The sequence below is a fragment of the Streptomyces sp. NBC_00442 genome, assembly GCF_036014195.1.
In the GTDB taxonomy this organism is placed as follows: Bacteria; Actinomycetota; Actinomycetes; order Streptomycetales; family Streptomycetaceae; genus Streptomyces.
This window is the reverse complement of sequence record NZ_CP107918.1, coordinates 1,801,619-1,818,657: the sequence shown is the minus strand read 5'-3', so window position 1 is coordinate 1,818,657 and position 17,039 is coordinate 1,801,619. Positions and strand designations below refer to the sequence as shown.

18 protein-coding genes, 5 tRNA genes and 2 pseudogenes are annotated in these 17,039 nt (G+C 68.6%); 16 read left to right on the top strand and 9 right to left on the bottom strand.

Features of this window, described 5'->3' with window-relative positions; all coding sequences use genetic code 11:
- The first annotated feature begins 453 nt into the window (after positions 1 to 453).
- From OG432_RS08020 to gltX, 3 genes are all read left to right on the top strand, one after another.
- The gene (locus OG432_RS08020) at positions 454 to 663 is read left to right on the top strand and encodes a hypothetical protein (protein ID WP_328309157.1); all 210 of its coding nucleotides are present in this window, start codon (positions 454 to 456) and stop codon (positions 661 to 663) included.
- Positions 664 to 786: 123 nt separating this feature from the next.
- On the top strand, positions 787 to 1,581 hold the full coding sequence (locus OG432_RS08015) for a fumarylacetoacetate hydrolase family protein (protein WP_328309155.1): 795 nt from the start codon (positions 787 to 789) through the stop codon (positions 1,579 to 1,581).
- Complete coding sequence (gltX, locus tag OG432_RS08010) at positions 1,574 to 3,058, top strand: glutamate--tRNA ligase (RefSeq protein ID WP_328309153.1); 1,485 nt, start codon at positions 1,574 to 1,576, stop codon at positions 3,056 to 3,058. Before OG432_RS08015 ends, gltX begins: the two co-directional genes overlap by 8 nt.
- 113 nt (positions 3,059 to 3,171) lie before the next feature.
- Here gltX and OG432_RS08005 read toward each other — a convergent pair.
- The 6 genes and pseudogenes from OG432_RS08005 to OG432_RS07980 all read right to left on the bottom strand — a co-directional run bounded on the left by OG432_RS08005 (position 3,172) and on the right by OG432_RS07980 (position 7,109).
- A pseudogene (locus tag OG432_RS08005) lies at positions 3,172 to 3,837 on the bottom strand (contact-dependent growth inhibition system immunity protein).
- Between the two features lie 10 nt (positions 3,838 to 3,847).
- On the bottom strand, positions 3,848 to 4,153 hold the full coding sequence (locus OG432_RS08000) for an RNase A-like domain-containing protein (protein ID WP_328309151.1): 306 nt from the start codon (positions 4,151 to 4,153) through the stop codon (positions 3,848 to 3,850).
- A gap of 56 nt (positions 4,154 to 4,209) precedes the next feature.
- Positions 4,210 to 4,710: a hypothetical protein gene (locus tag OG432_RS07995; protein WP_328309149.1), complete on the bottom strand. Its 501-nt coding sequence runs from the start codon at positions 4,708 to 4,710 to the stop codon at positions 4,210 to 4,212.
- Positions 4,711 to 4,734: 24 nt separating this feature from the next.
- A pseudogene (locus tag OG432_RS07990) lies at positions 4,735 to 6,072 on the bottom strand (RNase A-like domain-containing protein).
- A 569-nt stretch (positions 6,073 to 6,641) separates the two neighbouring features.
- The gene (locus tag OG432_RS07985) at positions 6,642 to 6,941 is read right to left on the bottom strand and encodes a WXG100 family type VII secretion target (protein WP_328309147.1); all 300 of its coding nucleotides are present in this window, start codon (positions 6,939 to 6,941) and stop codon (positions 6,642 to 6,644) included.
- Between the two features lie 24 nt (positions 6,942 to 6,965).
- Entirely contained in the window at positions 6,966 to 7,109 is a 144-nt protein-coding gene (locus OG432_RS07980; protein ID WP_328309145.1) for a hypothetical protein, read from the bottom strand.
- 355 nt (positions 7,110 to 7,464) lie between these two features.
- Between OG432_RS07980 and OG432_RS07975 the strand changes: the two genes are divergently transcribed.
- From OG432_RS07975 to OG432_RS07945, 7 genes are all read left to right on the top strand, one after another.
- On the top strand, positions 7,465 to 8,136 hold the full coding sequence (locus OG432_RS07975) for a DUF4241 domain-containing protein (RefSeq protein WP_328309143.1): 672 nt from the start codon (positions 7,465 to 7,467) through the stop codon (positions 8,134 to 8,136).
- Positions 8,137 to 8,207: 71 nt separating this feature from the next.
- Positions 8,208 to 8,927, top strand: a complete 720-nt coding sequence (locus tag OG432_RS07970; RefSeq protein WP_328309141.1) for an HAD family hydrolase — start codon at positions 8,208 to 8,210, stop codon at positions 8,925 to 8,927.
- Between the two features lie 89 nt (positions 8,928 to 9,016).
- Positions 9,017 to 9,088 (top strand) — tRNA-Gln (locus OG432_RS07965).
- A gap of 22 nt (positions 9,089 to 9,110) precedes the next feature.
- Positions 9,111 to 9,183 (top strand) — tRNA-Glu (locus OG432_RS07960).
- 61 nt (positions 9,184 to 9,244) lie between these two features.
- A tRNA-Glu gene (locus OG432_RS07955) sits at positions 9,245 to 9,317 on the top strand.
- Positions 9,318 to 9,333: 16 nt separating this feature from the next.
- A tRNA-Gln gene (locus tag OG432_RS07950) sits at positions 9,334 to 9,405 on the top strand.
- 52 nt (positions 9,406 to 9,457) lie between these two features.
- Positions 9,458 to 9,530: transfer RNA gene (locus OG432_RS07945), tRNA-Glu, on the top strand.
- A gap of 335 nt (positions 9,531 to 9,865) precedes the next feature.
- Here the strand turns inward: OG432_RS07945 and ndgR are convergent.
- Positions 9,866 to 10,582, bottom strand: a complete 717-nt coding sequence (ndgR, locus tag OG432_RS07940) for an IclR family transcriptional regulator NdgR (RefSeq protein ID WP_055634332.1) — start codon at positions 10,580 to 10,582, stop codon at positions 9,866 to 9,868.
- Positions 10,583 to 10,757: 175 nt separating this feature from the next.
- On the opposite strand from ndgR, the gene leuC reads away from it, so the two are divergent.
- The 4 genes from leuC (at position 10,758) to OG432_RS07920 (ending at position 14,052) form a co-directional block, all read left to right on the top strand.
- Entirely contained in the window at positions 10,758 to 12,182 is a 1,425-nt protein-coding gene (gene leuC, locus OG432_RS07935; protein ID WP_328309136.1) for a 3-isopropylmalate dehydratase large subunit, read from the top strand.
- 5 nt (positions 12,183 to 12,187) lie between these two features.
- Positions 12,188 to 12,781 (top strand): 3-isopropylmalate dehydratase small subunit, encoded by a 594-nt coding sequence (gene leuD, locus OG432_RS07930; protein ID WP_328309134.1) that lies wholly within the window; start codon positions 12,188 to 12,190, stop codon positions 12,779 to 12,781.
- Between the two features lie 239 nt (positions 12,782 to 13,020).
- Positions 13,021 to 13,248, top strand: a complete 228-nt coding sequence (locus OG432_RS07925) for a hypothetical protein (RefSeq protein WP_267056617.1) — start codon at positions 13,021 to 13,023, stop codon at positions 13,246 to 13,248.
- 144 nt (positions 13,249 to 13,392) lie between these two features.
- Positions 13,393 to 14,052, top strand: coding sequence for an HU family DNA-binding protein (locus tag OG432_RS07920; protein ID WP_328309130.1), 660 nt, complete (start codon positions 13,393 to 13,395; stop codon positions 14,050 to 14,052).
- Positions 14,053 to 14,183: 131 nt separating this feature from the next.
- Here the strand turns inward: OG432_RS07920 and OG432_RS07915 are convergent, their stop codons facing one another.
- A complete protein-coding gene (locus OG432_RS07915; RefSeq protein ID WP_328309128.1) occupies positions 14,184 to 14,387 on the bottom strand; it encodes a hypothetical protein in 204 nt (67 codons plus the stop codon).
- Between the two features lie 9 nt (positions 14,388 to 14,396).
- Positions 14,397 to 15,014 (bottom strand): 2-phospho-L-lactate guanylyltransferase, encoded by a 618-nt coding sequence (cofC, locus tag OG432_RS07910; RefSeq protein WP_328315039.1) that lies wholly within the window; start codon positions 15,012 to 15,014, stop codon positions 14,397 to 14,399.
- Positions 15,015 to 15,268: 254 nt separating this feature from the next.
- Here cofC and OG432_RS07905 point away from each other — a divergent pair, with 254 nt between their 5' ends.
- Both OG432_RS07905 and OG432_RS07900 read left to right on the top strand, forming a co-directional pair.
- Positions 15,269 to 16,021, top strand: a complete 753-nt coding sequence (locus tag OG432_RS07905; protein ID WP_328309126.1) for a lysophospholipid acyltransferase family protein — start codon at positions 15,269 to 15,271, stop codon at positions 16,019 to 16,021.
- Positions 16,018 to 17,031: an NAD(P)H-dependent glycerol-3-phosphate dehydrogenase gene (locus OG432_RS07900; protein ID WP_328309124.1), complete on the top strand. Its 1,014-nt coding sequence runs from the start codon at positions 16,018 to 16,020 to the stop codon at positions 17,029 to 17,031. Before OG432_RS07905 ends, OG432_RS07900 begins: the two co-directional genes overlap by 4 nt.
- Positions 17,032 to 17,039: the final 8 nt, after the last annotated feature.

The window sequence follows — 17,039 nt, the reverse complement described above, 5'->3', positions numbered from 1 at the left end:
CCGCTCACCCGGCGCTGCGTTGCGCCCCTGCGCGCCGGTCAGTGACCCGCGGCGGTGCGTGGAATTCCAGCACAGTGCCGGATCTCCAACAAGGCCCGCGTACCGGGCCGTGACCTGAGTGACACATTGTGAGTATCGAGTCACAAAATGTAGAAAGTGATCACGGAGAAAACGGACTATTGCTTACGAGTCGCTTACGGGAGGGGGGTGTCCCAGTCGCGATGATCAGGAGAGGAATGAAGGGGTCGATCCCGTAATGTCCGTTCCGTGACAGGGTCTTGACGGGTCGTTATATCCCTTTTGTGGCTTCATTCGTGAGCAAACTCACATGTTGATCGTCGTCTCTACGGCCCTTTGCCGGGAATTCGAATGTTTAGCCTGACGCTTTACAGGGATGGCCAGACCGACCATCGGCGCCCCGCGGCGCCCGAAACGACAGGGTTCGTAGCAGAGATGAAGACGACGATGATCATCCGGAACATAGCCAACCCGCGCCGCACCACCCTCGCGCACCTCGCGGACGCCGAGGAGCTGCAGCGGGCGGACCAGCCGGAGCACACCGTCGACCTGCCGGCCCAGACGGCCAACCCGCGCCGCACCATCCTGATGACGGCTCCGGCCCAGGCCCCGGCCGACACCCCCGCGGTCGCCGCCGCCGTCTGACCCGGCGGGCCCCGCCCGTCATCGCGAGGGGGGCGCCCCCGCCCGCGTTAGCCTGGTGACCCAGACTCCGGCCAGTACCAGACGCGGCCACCGGACACAGTGAAGTGAGGGGCGACAGCACCCGTGCGCATCGCCAGGTTCTCCATCGACGGCAATGTCGCCTTCGGGGCTGTCGAGGGCGACAGCCCCGACAGCCTCGTGCTCGACATCATCAAGGGCATCCCGTACGCGGACTTCGAACTCTCGGGCACGAAAGTCCCGCTGAGCAAGGTCCGCCTCCTGCCGCCCGTGCTCCCCAACAAGGTCGTGGCCATCGGCCGCAACTACGCGGAACACGCCAAGGAGCTCGGCAACGCCATCGTCGACGACCAAGGCCGCCCGGAGGCGCCGGTCGCCTTCTTCAAGCCGACCACCTCGGTGATCGGCTCCGGCGACGCCATCGAGTACCCCTCCTTCTCCAACGAGCTGCACCACGAGGCCGAGCTCGCCGTCGTCATCGGCCGCATGTGCCGCGAGGTCCCGCGCGAGCGCGTCAAGGACGTCATCTTCGGCTACACCTGCGCCAATGACGTCACCGCGCGCGACGTCCAGAAGCGCGAGAAGCAGTGGGCCCGCGCCAAGGGCTTCGACACCTCGTGCCCGCTCGGCCCCTGGGTCGAGACGGACCTGGACCCGAGCGACCTCACCATTCAGGCCACGGTCAACGGAGAACAGCGTCAGCTCGGCCGCACGGCCGACATGCTCCGCTCCATCGAGGACCTGGTCGTCCACATCACCGAGGCCATGACGCTGCTCCCGGGCGACGTCATCCTCACCGGCACCCCCGCCGGGGTCGGCCCCCTCAACGTCGGCGACGAAGTCGCCGTCACCATCGAAGGCATCGGCACTCTCACCAACAGGGTGATCAAGCGTGGCTAACCCCCTGGACGCGAAGGTCCGCGTCCGTTTCTGTCCCTCCCCGACCGGCAACCCCCACGTGGGCCTGGTCCGCACCGCCCTGTTCAACTGGGCGTTCGCCCGGCACCACGGCGGCACGCTCGTCTTCCGCATCGAGGACACCGACGCGGCCCGCGACAGCGAGGACTCCTACAACCAGCTCCTGGACTCCATGCGCTGGCTGGGCTTCGACTGGGACGAGGGCCCGGAGGTCGGCGGCCCGCACGCCCCGTACCGCCAGTCGCAGCGGATGGACATCTACCGCGACATCGCCGAGAAGCTGCTCGCCGCAGGCCACGCGTACAACTGCTACTGCACCACCGAGGAGCTGGACGCCCGCCGCGAGGCCGCCCGCGCCGCCGGCAAGCCGTCCGGATACGACGGGCACTGCCGCGACCTGAGCGCCGAGCAGAAGCAGGCGTACGAGGCCGAGGGCCGCAGCCACGTCGTGCGCTTCCGGATGCCGGACGAGGCGACCACGTTCACGGACCTGGTCCGCGGCGAGATCACCGTCCAGGCGGAGAACGTCACCGACTACGGCATCGTCCGTGCGAACGGGGCGCCGCTCTACACCCTCGTCAACCCGGTCGACGACGCCCTGATGGAGATCACCCACGTCCTGCGCGGCGAGGACCTGCTGTCCTCCACCCCGCGCCAGATCGCGCTCTACAAGGCGCTGATCGAGCTGGGCGTGGCCAAGGAGATCCCCACCTTCGGCCACCTGCCCTACGTGATGGGCGAGGGCAACAAGAAGCTCTCCAAGCGTGACCCGCAGGCGTCCCTGAACGTCTACCGCGAGCGCGGCTTCCTGCCCGAGGGCCTCCTGAACTACCTCTCCCTGCTGGGCTGGTCGTTCTCCGCGGACCAGGACGTCTTCTCGATCCAGGACATGGTCGCGAAGTTCGACATCGCGGACGTCAACGCCAACCCGGCGCGCTTCGACCTGAAGAAGGCCGAGTCCATCAACGCGGACCACATCCGCATGCTGGACGAGAAGGCGTTCGCCGCGGCCTGCGAGCCGTGGCTGCGCGCCCCGCACGCGAACTGGGCCCCGGAGTCCTTCGACGAGAAGGCCTGGCAGGCGATCGCCCCGCACGCCCAGACCCGTGTGACCGTCCTCTCGGACATCACGGCCAACGTCGACTTCCTCTTCCGTGACCAGCCGGTCGAGGACGAGGCGTCGTGGACGAAGGCGATGAAGGACGGCTCGGACGCACTCCTGCGCACGGCCCGCGAGAAGCTGGAGTCGGCGGACTGGACGTCGCCGGAGTCCCTCAAGAACGCGGTCCTGGCGGCGGGCGAGGAGCACGGCCTGAAGCTCGGCAAGGCCCAGGCCCCGGTCCGCGTGGCGGTCACCGGCCGCACGGTCGGCCTCCCCCTCTTCGAGTCCCTGGAAATCCTGGGCAAGGAGAAGACCCTGGCAAGGATCGACACGGCCCTGTCGAAGCTGACGGCGTAGCCGCGGGCAGTAGGCGGGGTGAGGGGCGGCAGCGCGCGGCTGCCGCCCCTCACTGACACCCCGGCCCACCCGCACCCCGGCCCACCCGCACCCCGGCCCACCCGTACCCCGGCTCAGCCGGCCCGGCCTCCCGCCAGCCGGTCGGCGAGAACGATGAGCCAGGCACCGGGCGAGTACGGAGCCGGCGGGTCCACCTCCATGCCCAACTCGGCGACGGCAAGGGCGTATGCGGACCCGTCCAGGTCGAGGGCGGTCAGTTCATGGAGCTCGCCGACGGTTCTGGCCACGAGGACGGGATCCGATGTCACGCGGTAGTCGTCGATCGCGGCATGGTGATCGTCGAACTCGTCCGGCATGTCCTGCGAGAACCAGCCACCGAGGAGCTGCCCCAGCTCGGGGAACCGGGCGTGCCACTCCCAGTGGGTGAGGGGGGCGGAAGGCGGGGGCACCTCGCCCTCCTCGATGCTGTGTTTGAGGTGATCGGCGAGGACGGTCAGCCACTCCTGGATCTCGGCATCGTCCAGGCCCACGTCCGGAATGGCGTAGAACTCCCCGAGCCGCTGCCTCAGTCGCCCCGGCGGACGCTGGGCATACTCCCGCAGCTGGCTCTCGGCGACGGCGAGCGCCCAGGGGCGGGTGTGTCAGATGTGCCGTAGGTATGCGTCGAGCGCGGTGCTGCGCCGCTCGGCGGTGTCGTCGGCGGGTTGCCCGAGGTAGGCGCGCACGACCTGGTCCAACTCGCCGTAGTGGCGGTCGTGTTGCAGGGGCTTCAGGGACATCCGGCGGACCTCAGAGGTAGATCGGGAAGGTGGCGTGCACAGTGAACCCGTGCGGGCTGGACTCGCTGCGCCGGAGCACGACCCGCGCCGCCCGGACGTCTACGGCCCCGCGGCCGACCAGCATCATCCCTTGGACGAGCACCCTCCCGGCGGCCTCCTCACGCGAGGGCCAAGCCGCCTCAATGGTGAGCCGCGCACGCGTCGACTGCGCCAGCCACCGGTGGATGACCTGCTCATTGAGCGTGACGACCTGTTGGGTCGCCCATTGGGCGGTTTCCCGGTCAGGGTAAGTGGCGGCGCGGTTCCGCGTTGACATGCTGCTCTCCGCAGTGTTTGCAGTGACCATGGCGCTTTCGGCATGCGGCTACGGACTCAGGCGTCTTCGAACCTCCAAGCGATGAGAATTCTATCCGAGCCGACAGCGATGAGGCAGATGTCGTACAGGGTGACCGCCAGAGACTCGAAATGGAATCCGGAAACGAGGAACGACTCGGGGGAACCGTCGTGAGCGTGGCCGTGATTGGTGAAGTATTCAACGCCGGGGCCGCATTGATCCAATGCCTCGTCGACCGCTCGACTCAGGGCGGGGTCGGATTCGATGAACTGCACGTCCGGGCCGTTGAACAGTGATCCGACCGCGATCAATTTGAGAAGATCTTCCGCACCCTTCCGTCCAACGGGCGCCAGGCTCTCCCTGAGCCTGGCGACTGAAATTTCTGTGAACAGACCAGTGGTGTCGACGCCGACCCCGTGTGGGTTCTGGATGATGTCCAGGACGTCTCGACGCCAGTCCGGGTCCTTGCGGCGGGCTGCTTGAATGAAGCACTGCCCCGATTTCGCGAGAGACGAGAGGTATTCGGGAATGGGGAGCATAGCTGCATCCTTGAAGTTTTGTTGCTATTTTGGCATGGAGGTCAGGACGACGTACGGTGGATGAATGCCATTCTTGTACTTCAAGATCACTTTCACGGCGTGGGTGTCGCTGGCCGTCGTCGATCCCGCCGGCATCGTCTTTCCCGTCGAATAGGGAAATTGTACGGTACCCAGTTCGAGCTTCGAGTTGTCGGAACGGGGTCGGGAGAGTCAGTTCTCTATGAGCTGCGGGTTGTTGACTCCTGCATTCGGCTTGCCGGAATTCGCGGGATTGGCGGCGTCCGGACCGATGCAGTCCATGGCGTCCTGGGTTGTCTTCTGCGCCGTGGCAAGGTCCGTGAAAGTCGAAGCAGCGGCAATCGCCGGTTGGTCCCTCAAGCGTTGGAGAAGCTGTCCGTCTGTCTGCCCCACGTGCTTATCAACGACGTGACTGCCGTGAATGCCCTCCTGATTGGCGAGGTCGATCGGGTAAAAGTGATTCTCTTTGTGTTCTTCCGGAACTGTATACCCGGAGCCCTCTTTGAAATCGTTGAGCGTCCTTGCGCCGACTGCTTCGGCTCGGGCCTCTTCCGCCGAGTACGTGGGGACGCTGCGATACGCCTCGTCCAGTGGTTCCGAAAGCTTGGACAGGGTGCCCGCGAAAGCGGAGACGGTTGCGTTGTACGCGTCGACTGCGCGGTTGAGGCGTGGCGTGTCCAGGTTGGCGATGAAGTCGACGGCGAGCCCAACTCCCGCATCGAGCAGTGACTCGATCACCTCGCCGACATTCAGACCCTGAAGCGTCTTCTGCGCGGACTCGCGGTATGCGTCGGTGATCTCCGAGCGCACCTTCGCCCCCGCCGTGCCGAAGTGAGTACACGCGTCGGCCAGCGCGCGGGCGGTCTCCTCAAGGACGCCCAGCACGGGCTTCTGGCCGTCGGAGTGATTCCAGCGCTGGCCCTCCCGGTCCTTTCCCCACGCCGTCGTTCCCCAGATGCTGCTGCAGAACTGCTTCATCGCGTCCTGCCACTCGCTGTGGCCCGAGGTGGGGTTGGTGATGTACGAGATGGCGCCGTCGAAGGCGTCACCGGCCGCTTTGGCGTCCTTGGCGGCGGCCGTCCAAGCCGTTGCGATCTCCGGGAGTGCGAGATCATCGCCTCCCGGAGTGATGTCCGCGACTTTGCCGTGCCGAAGCACGTCTCGCAGGATGGGATCCAGTACGGCCTGGACGACTGTGCCCGCGCCCGTCACCACGTCGTTGATGATCCGATCGCCGAGGTAGTCCTGCACGCCGTGTCCCCAGCCGAGTTCGGCGACCGGCCAGTAGGGGGAGGGCACGCGAATGACGTCGGGTTCGGGCTGGAGGTGGAGCGCGGGGGCCATTTTGGGGTCGGACAGGTACTCGGCCCGTACGTAGTTGTTGGCGGTGACCGTCAGCCCCACCGCCGCGCCGCCGACGCCGACGACCGCCTTGGCCCAGACCTCGATGAACCGTTTTGGCACCTTCGCATAGGCGGCCGCGAAGGCCTCGGGCCCACTGCCGCGACCGCACGCATGCGCGTGGTCGTCCAGCAGGGCGAGGAGCCGGATGGGGCCGTCGGAGAAGTCGCACTGCTGGTTTCGCAGGAGGTACGACGTGTAGTAGAGGTGCGGCGGGCTGACATCGAACCCCTTGCCCGGGTCTGGCGGTGCGGCGGGCTTGAGGGCCGCCACCTCTTGGGCTCGCTGCCTGCGCGCCGATGCTGTGTCCTGGCGGGAGATGTCGTTGCCCTGGGGATCCCTCAGGGAACCGGGGGAGGGCGAGGGGGTCGGGGCGGGTCCGCTCGGGGCAGTTGGGCCTGAGCCGGCAGGGGCGGGCGGGGTGGCAGACGGCGAGGGCGAAGGAATCGCGGGAGGAGAAGCAGAGGGAGCTGGAGAGGCGGGTCCCGACGGTGACGGAGAGGGGGTGGACATCAGAGGGCGCCCCATCCCCTCAACACGGCCCGGTGCGCGGCGGCGTAATTGGCGTGGCCCGTGGTGACCACCTCGTGCAGCCACGCCTGGCCGGCCTTAAGGTCCCGCATGTCTTGGTCCCAGCGGTCCAGTTCGTCGATGAAGGCCTCGCGGGCCTCGCCGTTCCAGGTGAGCACGACCTTCTCGGTGCGGTCGTACAGCGTGCTCAGATGCGTGTTGAGCTGCTTGAGGATGTCCTCCAGCTCGCCCGCGAGATGGCGCAGAGCTGCGAAGTCGACGGCTATGTGGTCGTCGGGCATGGTCGTACGGCCCCCGTTATGGATTTACAGGTCGTCGAGGCTGCTGCGAGGGGCGCTCGGTGGCGCCTGGAGCGCGTCGGCCTCACGGTCCACGTCGGTGTGCGACTGGACGTTGCGCATGGCGGCGAGGACGTCGAGCTCCCGCTGGGTGAAGCCGTCGCGGCTCATCAGGACCGCTTCCTGGACGACCCGGAGGGTTTCGCGGATGCGTACGGCGTCTTTGGCGGCACCCCTGTGAAGATCGCGATAGGCGGAACCCGCAGACCCTGCCAGTCGGCCTGGATCCGGTCGACGATGCCGTCGTTCGTCGACCGGTGAGTCGGACCGCCCGACCGCTCGACCTTGCTCAAGACCCTGACAACGTGCCCAGACAGCAAGGAAGTTGTATCCGAGAAAGGCGTGCACAGGAGTGGCGACGTCGCAGCCGTCACCTCCGGCCCCGTTGTCAGTGGCCCGAGCTATGTTGTCGAGCAGTGCGGACAACCACGCGGACCGCCGTCGCCCCATCTCACCAGGAGCCCTCATGCCCATGCCCGCCCCCGACTTCTCCTGGCACTTCACTCCGGGCAACACGTTCGCCGAGGAGTCCGGCACCACCGGCACGCTGAGTGTGGTGGCCGGCGGGGAGTTGTGGCTGCCCACCGGGCGGGTCATCGCCTGTGATCCGTTCGTCGCGCTGGGGGCCGGCGAGGCCGAGCCGTTCACGGCGGAGGTGGCGCCGGGGCGGTATCGGGTGGAGGCGGCCGTGGCCACCCTGGTGCGGCCCGGCGAGGTCGAGGTGGACGGGCCGCATCTGCGGGTGGCCGCGGCACGGCTCGTCGTGCGGGATGCCCCGGCCGTCACGTGGGAGCTCGCGCTCCAGGCCGGGCAGGAGCTCGGCGAGCTCGATGACGACGAGTTCTTCGGGTACGGGGTCGACGCCGGTACCGGGTGTTTCTACGACGCCGGGTGCGACGGGTCCTTTCCCGACTGCGAGGGCGACGAGGGCCCGCTGTGGGACGCCTTCGACACCGTCCCGCCCTCGCCAGGACCGCACACCGTGACCGACCCGGCGACCGGGCACAACCTGGTCGCCTTCGCCTCGGGGTGGGGCGACGGCGTCTACCCCACCTGGATAGGCCGCGACGGGGCGGGCGGGATCACCTGCTTCGTCACCGACTTCTTCGTCGTGCCGGCCGAGGCCCTGGTTCCCTGAGCCGTCGGCCCGCCGGGCAGGGCAGGTCACAACGCTGTCCGCCGCTCGGACGCCGGGCCTAAGCTCGGAGTATGGCCATCCGCGCCGTCCTCTGGGACATCGACGACACGATCTTCGACTTCGCCACGGCCTCCCGCTCCGGCATGCGCGCGCACCTCGACATCGAGGGCCTGCCCCCCGCATACGGATCCCTGGAGGCGGCCCTCGACGGCTGGGACGAACTGACCGCCTTCCACTGGGCCCGGTTCGCCGCAGGGGAGACCGACTGGCACGGGCAGCGGCGCGACCGCGTGCGGTCGTTCCTCGGCGAGGCCATGAGCGACGAGCGCGCCGAGGCCTGGTTCGAGCGGCACATCGCGCACTACGAGGCCGCCTGGAGCCTGTTCCCCGACATCCTGCCCGTGCTGGACCTGCTGGCCGACGGCTACCGCCACGCCGTCCTGTCCAACTCCTCGCTCCACAACCAGGAGCGGAAGCTGCGGATCCTCGGTGTGCGGGACAGGTTCGAGGCGCTGCTGTGCGCGGCCGAACTCGGCGTGGCCAAGCCGCAGGCGGGCGCCTTCCACGCCGGGTGCGAGGCGCTCGGACTGCCGCCGGAGGAGGTCGTCTACGTGGGCGACCAGCCGGACATCGACGCGCGCGGGGCCATCGAGGCGGGACTCAAGGCGGTCTGGCTCGACCGCGCCGGAGCGGGCGGACGCCCCGAGCTCGTCCGCATCACCGGACTCGGCCAGCTCCCCGACCTCCTGCGGCGCGATACCCGTTTTGGAGCGCCGGACACCTTCGGGTAATGTTCTTCCTGCGCCAAGGGGAACGGGATGAAAACCCCCGAACCGGAAGCGCAAGCCAAGCAAAACCCCCTACGGGGGTTGCGTTTTGGTGGGCTATGGTGTAATTGGCAGCACGACGGTTTCTGGTTCCGTTAGTCTAGGTTCGAGTCCTGGTAGCCCAGCTCGCAGAGCTTCATCTGCAAGGCCCCCGTTGTGTAGCGGCCTAGCACGCCGCCCTCTCAAGGCGGTAGCGCCGGTTCGAATCCGGTCGGGGGTACAGATCCTTCCCGCGGGATCACCAGGGTCGCACCCGGTGAACCTGATGCAGGATCGCTAGGGCCCCCGTTGTGTAGCGGCCTAGCACGCCGCCCTCTCAAGGCGGTAGCGCCGGTTCGAATCCGGTCGGGGGTACTGGTCTAAACCACCATGGGCTATGGTGTAATTGGCAACACTACGGTTTCTGGTACCGTCATTCTAGGTTCGAGTCCTGGTAGCCCAGCGGGTCATTTCAAGATCCTGGATCTTCTTCGAAGGTCCGAAAACGCAGGTAGGCCCCCGTTGTGTAGCGGCCTAGCACGCCGCCCTCTCAAGGCGGTAGCGCCGGTTCGAATCCGGTCGGGGGTACGCACAGAGAAAAGGCCCTTCGCATTTTGCGAAGGGCCTTTTCGTTTGTCCCGCACCGGAACGCCACCGCCGCCACCTGCGCGTCGGGAGCATCATGACGCTCCGTCAAGTCGAGCTCCCTCGGCTCCAGTTGGTCGACCGCGCGCCCCGTACGGCAGCAAGTCGTCCACGTCACACGGGTAGTTGAACCGGGCCGGCGCCGCGACCGCGCCGACCGTCTCAGGACCAAAGCGAGTTGATCCCGCCCCTCGGACGCGCCCCTGGGCGGCCCCGGACACACCTCCGGCCCACCGCTGCGGCGTTGAAGCGGTGGGCCGGAAAGGGGGAGCGGGGGGTCAGCCGGTGCGGCGCAGGGCCTCCGACAGGCGGGCGGCGGCGTCGATGATCGCCTGTGCGTGCATCCGGCCCGGGTGCCGGGTCAGGCGCTCGATGGGGCCGGAGACCGACACGGCGGCCACCACCCGGTTCGAGGGGCCGCGCACCGGCGCCGACACCGAGGCCACGCCCGGCTCGCGCTCGCCGATCGACTGGGCCCAGCCCCTGCGGCGTACCCCGGAAAGGGCCGTCGCCGTGAAGCGGGCGCCCTGGAGGCCGCGGTGCAGGCGCTCCGGCTCCTCCCAGGCCATCAGGATCTGCGCGGACGAGCCGGCCTTCATGGTCAGCGTGGAGCCGACCGGCACGGTGTCGCGCAGGCCCGAGAGGCGCTCGGCGGCCGCCACGCAGATCCGCATGTCGCCCTGGCGGCGATAGAGCTGAGCGCTCTCGCCCGTGACGTCGCGCAGGTGTGTGAGGACCGGGCCGGCCGTGGCCAGCAGGCGGTCCTCGCCGGCCGCCGCAGCGAGCTCGGCGAGGCGCGGGCCAAGGATGAATCGGCCCTGCATGTCCCGCGCCACCATCCGGTGGTGTTCCAGTGCCACGGCGAGGCGGTGTGCCGTGGGTCGTGCGAGCCCTGTGGCCGCGACCAGACCTGCGAGGGTGGCCGGACCGGACTCCAGAGCGCTCAAGACAAGGGCAGCCTTGTCGAGAACGCCTACGCCGCTAGAGTTGTCCATGCAACGATATTCTCGTCTCACTCTGTGAAACGCAAGTTCAATTTTCTCCGGAAGTCGTCAAGCTGTACTGGCGATCCGTACAACGGATCGCGGCCTTTGTCCGGGGCGTGCGGTACGGACAAGGGGCAATCGATCTCTAGTAGTGCCGGCGAAGACGCCGGGCGGAGGGAAGGCGATGGCCAGGACACTCGCTGAGAAGGTCTGGGACGACCATGTCGTCAGGCGTGCCGAGGGCGAGCCGGACCTGCTCTTCATCGATCTGCACCTCCTGCACGAGGTGACCAGCCCGCAGGCCTTCGACGGCCTGCGCAAGAACGGTCGCCAGGTGCGGCGCCTGGACCTCACCATCGCCACCGAGGACCACAACACCCCCACCCTCGACATCGACAAGCCGATCGCGGACCCGGTCTCCCGGATCCAGCTGGAGACGCTGCGCAAGAACTGCGCCGAGTTCGGTGTGCGCCTGCACCCGCTGGGCGATGTCGAGCAGGGCGTCGTCCACGTGGTGGGACCGCAGCTGGGCCTGACCCAGCCCGGCACCACGGTCGTCTGCGGCGACTCGCACACCTCCACCCACGGCGCCTTCGGCGCGCTGGCATTCGGCATCGGCACCAGCCAGGTCGAGCATGTGCTGGCCACCCAGACGCTGCCGCTGGCCCCGTTCAAGACGATGGCCATCACCGTCGACGGCGAACTGCCCGAGGGCGTCACCGCCAAGGACCTGATCCTGGCCATCATCACGAAGATCGGCACCGGCGGCGGCCAGGGCTACGTCCTGGAGTACCGCGGCTCCGCCATCGAGAAGCTCTCGATGGAAGCCCGCATGACCATCTGCAACATGTCGATCGAGGCCGGCGCCCGCGCGGGCATGATCGCCCCCGACCAGACCACCTTCGACTACCTGGAAGGGCGCGTCCACGCCCCCCAGGGCGAGGACTGGGACGCGGCGGTCGCTTACTGGAAGACCCTGAAGACGGACGAGGGCGCGGAATTCGACGCCGAGGTCGTCATCAAGGCCGACGAACTCGCGCCGTTCGTCACCTGGGGCACCAACCCCGGTCAGGGCGCGCCCCTGTCGGCCAACGTCCCCGACCCGGCTTCGTACGAGGACGCTTCGGAGCGCATGGCCGCCGAAAAGGCCCTGGAGTACATGGGGTTGACCGCCGGGCAGCCGCTGCGTGAGATCGACGTCGACACCGTCTTCGTAGGTTCGTGCACCAATGGCCGCATCGAGGACCTGCGCAACGCCGCGGCCGTCATCGAGGGCCGGAAAGTCGCCGACGGCGTACGGATGCTGGTCGTCCCCGGCTCCGTCCGGGTCGCGCTGCAGGCCATGGACGAGGGTCTGGACAAGGTGTTCACGGCCGCCGGCGCCGAATGGCGGCACGCGGGCTGCTCGATGTGCCTGGGCATGAACCCGGACCAGCTGGCCCCCGGTGAGCGCTCCGCCTCCACCTCCAACCGCAACTTCGAGGGCAGGCAGGGCAAGGGCGGCCGCACCCATCTGGTGTCGCCCCAGGTCGCCGCCGCGACCGCGGTGCTCGGCCATCTGGGCTCGCCCGCCGACCTGTCCGACGCCCGTACCCCCGTGGAGGCCTGAGAACCATGGAAGCTTTCACCACGCACACCGGCCGGGCCGTTCCGCTGCGCCGCTCCAACGTCGACACCGACCAGATCATCCCGGCCCACTGGCTGAAGAAGGTCACCCGGGACGGCTTCGAGGACGGGCTCTTCGAGGCCTGGCGCAAGGACTCCGAGTTCGTTCTGAACAAGCCCGAGCGCAAGGGCGCCACGGTTTTGGTGGCGGGCCCCGACTTCGGAACCGGCTCCTCGCGCGAGCACGCCGTATGGGCGCTGCAGAACTACGGCTTCAAAGCCGTGATCTCGTCCCGTTTCGCCGACATCTTCCGCGGCAACTCGCTGAAGAACGGGCTGCTCACCGTCGTTCTCGACCAGAAGATCGTGGACGCCCTGTGGGAGCTGACCGAGAGCGACCCGACCGCCGAAATCACCGTTGACCTGCAGGATCGCCAAGTTCGCGCGGAAGGCGTCACCGCCGACTTCGAACTCGACGAGAACGCCCGCTGGCGGCTCCTGAACGGCCTGGACGACATCTCCATCACGCTCCAGAACGAGCCCCACATCGCCGCCTACGAGGCGAGCCGCCCCTCCTTCAAGCCGAGCACGATCCAGGGCTGAACCGCCTATTGACCCCCCTTCGGCTGCATCGCGCCCCCTGATTTCCGGACCGGTTTCCGGGCAGGGGGCGCGTCGCGTTTTGGGCTCCGGGGGTGACGTCAACTAGCCTTGTGCGCAGGGCAGATGGCTGGATACCCGCTTGCGCGGCCGACGGATCGTACGGACGGCCGGAAGGCGGGGGATTCGCTCAGTTGCCCCCGCCGGAGGTGACAACTCGCCTCAGATGGCACAATCGACGCATGGAACGCGACAGCCAACTCGAGCTCTACGGGATGGTGGCGGACCAACTCAAAGAAGCGCACACAAGGGTGCGTGAACTGCAAGTCCCGGAGGGCGTACGGATGGCGCTGTCCCGGAAGCTGCTGGTCATAACAGCGGCTGCCAAACACGATCTCGCCGATGCGGCAAGACGTCTGGACCGGTTGATGAAGGACCTCGACGAGGGCCGATTCCCCGAAGGCGACTGAGCCGTAAGGAACTCGGCAAGAGCCGACTTCGTTGCGGCACTAGGGTGATTAGCCCGTTTCGTGTTTGATTTGCGGTATATATCTGCCTAACGTGCGAAAAGGCCTGGACGCTTTCGCTCAGGCAATGTCTCCGAAGGGGAAGACGTGAACAAGGCGCAGCTCGTAGAAGCGATTGCCGACAAGGTCGGCGGCCGTCAGCAGGCCGCGGACGCGGTGGACGCGGTGCTGGACGCGATCGTCCGTGCGGTCGTCGCCGGCGACCGCGTCTCGGTCACCGGTTTCGGCTCGTTCGAGAAGGTCGACCGCCCGGCCCGTTACGCCCGCAACCCGCAGACGGGTGAGCGCGTACGGGTCAAGAAGACCTCCGTTCCGCGCTTCCGCGCGGGCCAGGGCTTCAAGGACCTCGTCGCGGGCTCGAAGAAGCTCCCGAAGAACGACGTGGCCGTCAAGAAGGCCCCCAAGGGCAGCCTCTCGGGCGGTACTTCCACCCGCGCCACGGTCAAGAAGGCCGCGGCCAAGAAGGCCACGACCGCCAAGAAGGCCGTCGCCAAGAAGACCACCGCGGTGAAGAAGACCGCCGCCGCGAAGACCACGGCGGCCAAGAAGGCCACCGGCAAGAAGGCGACCGCCAAGAAGACGACGGCGACCGCCAAGAAGGCCACGCCGGCGAAGACCGCGACCGCCAAGAAGGCCACCGCGAAGAAGACCGCGCCGGCCAAGAAGGCCGTCGCGAAGAAGGCGCCCGCGAAGAAGACCACGGCGCGCAAGACCACCGCCAAGAAGGCGACCGCTCGCAAGAAGTAGTCATCTGCGGCAAGGCTCAAGCGCCGGGCCGGGCTCCCCTCGGGGAGACCCGGCCCGCGGCCGTTTCCGGCCACGCGGCCCGCGCTCGGGGCTCCTGTGCTCCAGGGGGCGGAGGCTCGCGCTCCGGGGGCTCAGAAGGTCTGCAGCGTCACCAGAGTGATCCGCAGCCCCTCGCCCGACCCCTCGGTCTCGATGCGCACCCGCTGGCCCGGCCTCAGCAGCCGCAGACCGCCCGCGTCGAAGGCCGGGGCCTCGAAACCCACGGGCGTGCCGTCGTCGAGCAGCACGCTGCCGCTGCGGGTCTCGGAGTCGTATGTGTACGCGGTCGCCTGCATACCCGCAGCCTAGTGCCCCGGTACGACATCGAGGGCGTCCCGTAGGGCGGCGGTGGCCGGACCCACCCCCAGGGCGAGCGCGGCCCGCAGGTCCGCCCCCGTGTCGACGTCCCTGCGCACCGAATCCACGCCGTCGAGCAGGATTTCCGCGGCCCCCGACGCGCCGTGGGCGGCCCGGGAGGAGCCGCCGAATACCGGGTTCAAATCGGTGCCGGCGGCCGCGGAAAGAAAAGTCGTTCCGACGCCCGCCGCATCCGCGAGAAAAGCGCGTGGAAATCCGGCCGCCGCGGCGAGCACACGGCCCAGTTCGGCGGGGCGCAGGGCGGGCAGGTCCGCGTTCAGGGCGGCCACCGCGGGCGCCGCCCGGCGCGTGCGCACCCGGCAGGCCCCGTGCGCGAGCGCCGCGTTGAGGCCGGCGGCGGGGGAGTCGGGCACGATGCGCGCACCGAGCGCGGCCAGCTCCGCGCCCGCCAGCGGATCGTCCGTGACGACCGCCACATCGCGTACCGCCGGGCAGTCGAGCGCCGCCGCCACGGTGTCGAGCGCGAACGCCAGGGCGAGCCGCGGCCGTAGCCCCTCGCCGACGGCGGCCCCCAGCCTGCTCTTGGCCAGTGCCAAGGGCTTCAGCGGGACGACGAGGGACCAGCGGGCAGTTGTCGCGGTGTTCGTGGCGTCCCCTCCGTCCGAGCCCCGCCCCCTCCGGCCGAGCGGCGGCGGCCTTCATTGTCACCCGCCCGGAGGGCCACTGTCCGGGCCGGGGCGTACGGTGTTCTCGACAGACCAGGGGCCTGCGGCACCACATGCCCCCCAGCAGCCGCCCTGGGTCCGTTCCCCCGGGTCGTACAGAGGCCTGGCCGGGGTCCACAGAGGAAGGTGTCCGAGTGTCCCGCCGCAGAATCGGCTTCTGGTACCGCCTGGCGGCGGTCATCTCAAAACCGCCGCTGGTCGTTCTGTTCAAGCGGGACTGGCGGGGAATGGAGAACATTCCGGCCGACGGCGGATTCATCACCGCCATCAATCACAACTCGTATCTGGACATGTTCTCGTACGGGCATTTCCAATACAACACGGGTCGCGTGCCCCGATTCCTGGCCAAGGCCGCCCTTTTCAAGGCCCCCGTCGTCGGGACCCTGCTGCGCGGCACCGGCCAGATTCCCGTCTACCGCGAGTCCACCACCGCCGTCGGTGCCTTCCGGGCCGCCGTGGACGCCGTGGAACGCGGTGAATGCGTGGCCTTCTACCCCGAAGGCACCCTCACCCGCGACCCGGGCCAGTGGCCGATGACCGCCAAGACCGGCGTCGCGCGGGCCGCCCTGATGACCCGGGCGCCCGTCATCCCCGTCGCCCAGTGGGGCGCCAACTTGGCGATGCCGCCGTACGCCAAGGAGAAGAAGGTGCGCTTCTTCCCGCGCAAGACCCTTCAGGTTCAGGCCGGTCCGCCGGTCGACCTCGACCGGTACTACGACAAGGAGCCGACGCCGGAGGTCCTCAAGGAGGTCACCGAGACCATCATGGCCTCGATCACCTCGATCCTGGAGGAGCTGCGGGGCGAGAAGGCGCCCGCCAAGCCGTACGATCTGCGCGAAGTCCGCGCACAGCAGCGCCGCGAGGCCGCCCGGGAGGACACCAAGTGACGCACGGCACCACCAAGGCAGCGGTGTTCGGGACGGGTTCGTGGGGCACGGCGTTCGCCATGGTCCTCGCCGACGCGGGGTGCGACGTCACCCTGTGGGCCCGCCGGCCCGAACTCGTCGAAGCGGTCAACTCCACGCGCACCAACCCGGACTACCTGCCGGGCATCGAGCTGCCCGCCTCCGTACGGGCCACCACCGACCCCGCCGAGGCCGCGGCCGGCGCCGACTTCACGGTCCTCGCCGTGCCCTCGCAGACCCTGCGTGCCAACCTCGCCGCGTGGGCGCCCCTGCTGGCGCCCGGCACCGTGCTCGTCTCCCTGATGAAGGGCGTCGAACTCGGCACCGCCAAGCGGATGAGCGAGGTCGTCGCCGAGGTCGCCAAGGTCGCCGAGGACCGCGTCGCCGTGGTCACCGGGCCCAACCTGGCCAAGGAGATCGCCAAGCGGATGCCGGCCGCGGCCGTCGTCGCCTGCCGGGACGAGGCCGTCGCCCAGCGCCTCCAGGCCGCCTGCCACACCCCGTACTTCCGCCCGTACACCAACACCGACGTCGTCGGCTGCGAACTGGGCGGCGCCGTCAAGAACGTCATCGGGCTCGCCGTCGGCATCGCCGACGGCATGGGGCTCGGCGACAACGCCAAGGGCTCGCTCATCACCCGCGGGCTCGCCGAAACCACCCGGCTCGGCCTCGCGATGGGCGCCGACCCGCTCACCTTCTCCGGCCTCGCGGGCCTCGGCGACCTCGTCGCGACCTGCTCCTCGCCGCTCTCGCGCAACCACACCTTCGGCACCAACCTCGGCAGGGGCATGACGCTGCAGGAGACCATCGCGGTCACCAAGCAGACCGCCGAGGGCGTCAAGTCCTGCGAATCCGTGCTCGATCTGGCCCGTCGCCACGGCGTCGACATGCCCATCACGGAGACCGTCGTCGGCATCGTCCACGAGGGCAAGCCGCCGGTCGTCGCCCTCAAGGAGCTGATGTCGCGCAGCGCCAAGGCCGAACGCCGCTGACGTGGCGG

Bases quoted from the DNA above. Each gene is read 5' to 3' on its own strand.
- OG432_RS08000 (WP_328309151.1), bottom strand. From the start codon at position 4,153: ATGTCAACGCGGAACCGCGCCGCCACTTACCCTGACCGGGAAACCGCC.
- OG432_RS07985 (WP_328309147.1), bottom strand. From the start codon at position 6,941: ATGCCCGACGACCACATAGCCGTCGACTTCGCAGCTCTGCGCCATCTC.
- OG432_RS07915 (WP_328309128.1), bottom strand. From the start codon at position 14,387: ATGCAGGCGACCGCGTACACATACGACTCCGAGACCCGCAGCGGCAGC.
- OG432_RS07970 (WP_328309141.1), top strand. From the start codon at position 8,208: ATGGCCATCCGCGCCGTCCTCTGGGACATCGACGACACGATCTTCGAC.
- OG432_RS07925 (WP_267056617.1), top strand. From the start codon at position 13,021: ATGGAACGCGACAGCCAACTCGAGCTCTACGGGATGGTGGCGGACCAA.
- OG432_RS07980 (WP_328309145.1), bottom strand. From the start codon at position 7,109: ATGAGCCGCGACGGCTTCACCCAGCGGGAGCTCGACGTCCTCGCCGCC.
- leuC (WP_328309136.1), top strand. From the start codon at position 10,758: ATGGCCAGGACACTCGCTGAGAAGGTCTGGGACGACCATGTCGTCAGG.
- leuD (WP_328309134.1), top strand. From the start codon at position 12,188: ATGGAAGCTTTCACCACGCACACCGGCCGGGCCGTTCCGCTGCGCCGC.
- OG432_RS07995 (WP_328309149.1), bottom strand. From the start codon at position 4,710: ATGCTCCCCATTCCCGAATACCTCTCGTCTCTCGCGAAATCGGGGCAG.
- OG432_RS08020 (WP_328309157.1), top strand. From the start codon at position 454: ATGAAGACGACGATGATCATCCGGAACATAGCCAACCCGCGCCGCACC.
- ndgR (WP_055634332.1), bottom strand. From the start codon at position 10,582: ATGGACAACTCTAGCGGCGTAGGCGTTCTCGACAAGGCTGCCCTTGTC.
- OG432_RS07975 (WP_328309143.1), top strand. From the start codon at position 7,465: ATGCCCATGCCCGCCCCCGACTTCTCCTGGCACTTCACTCCGGGCAAC.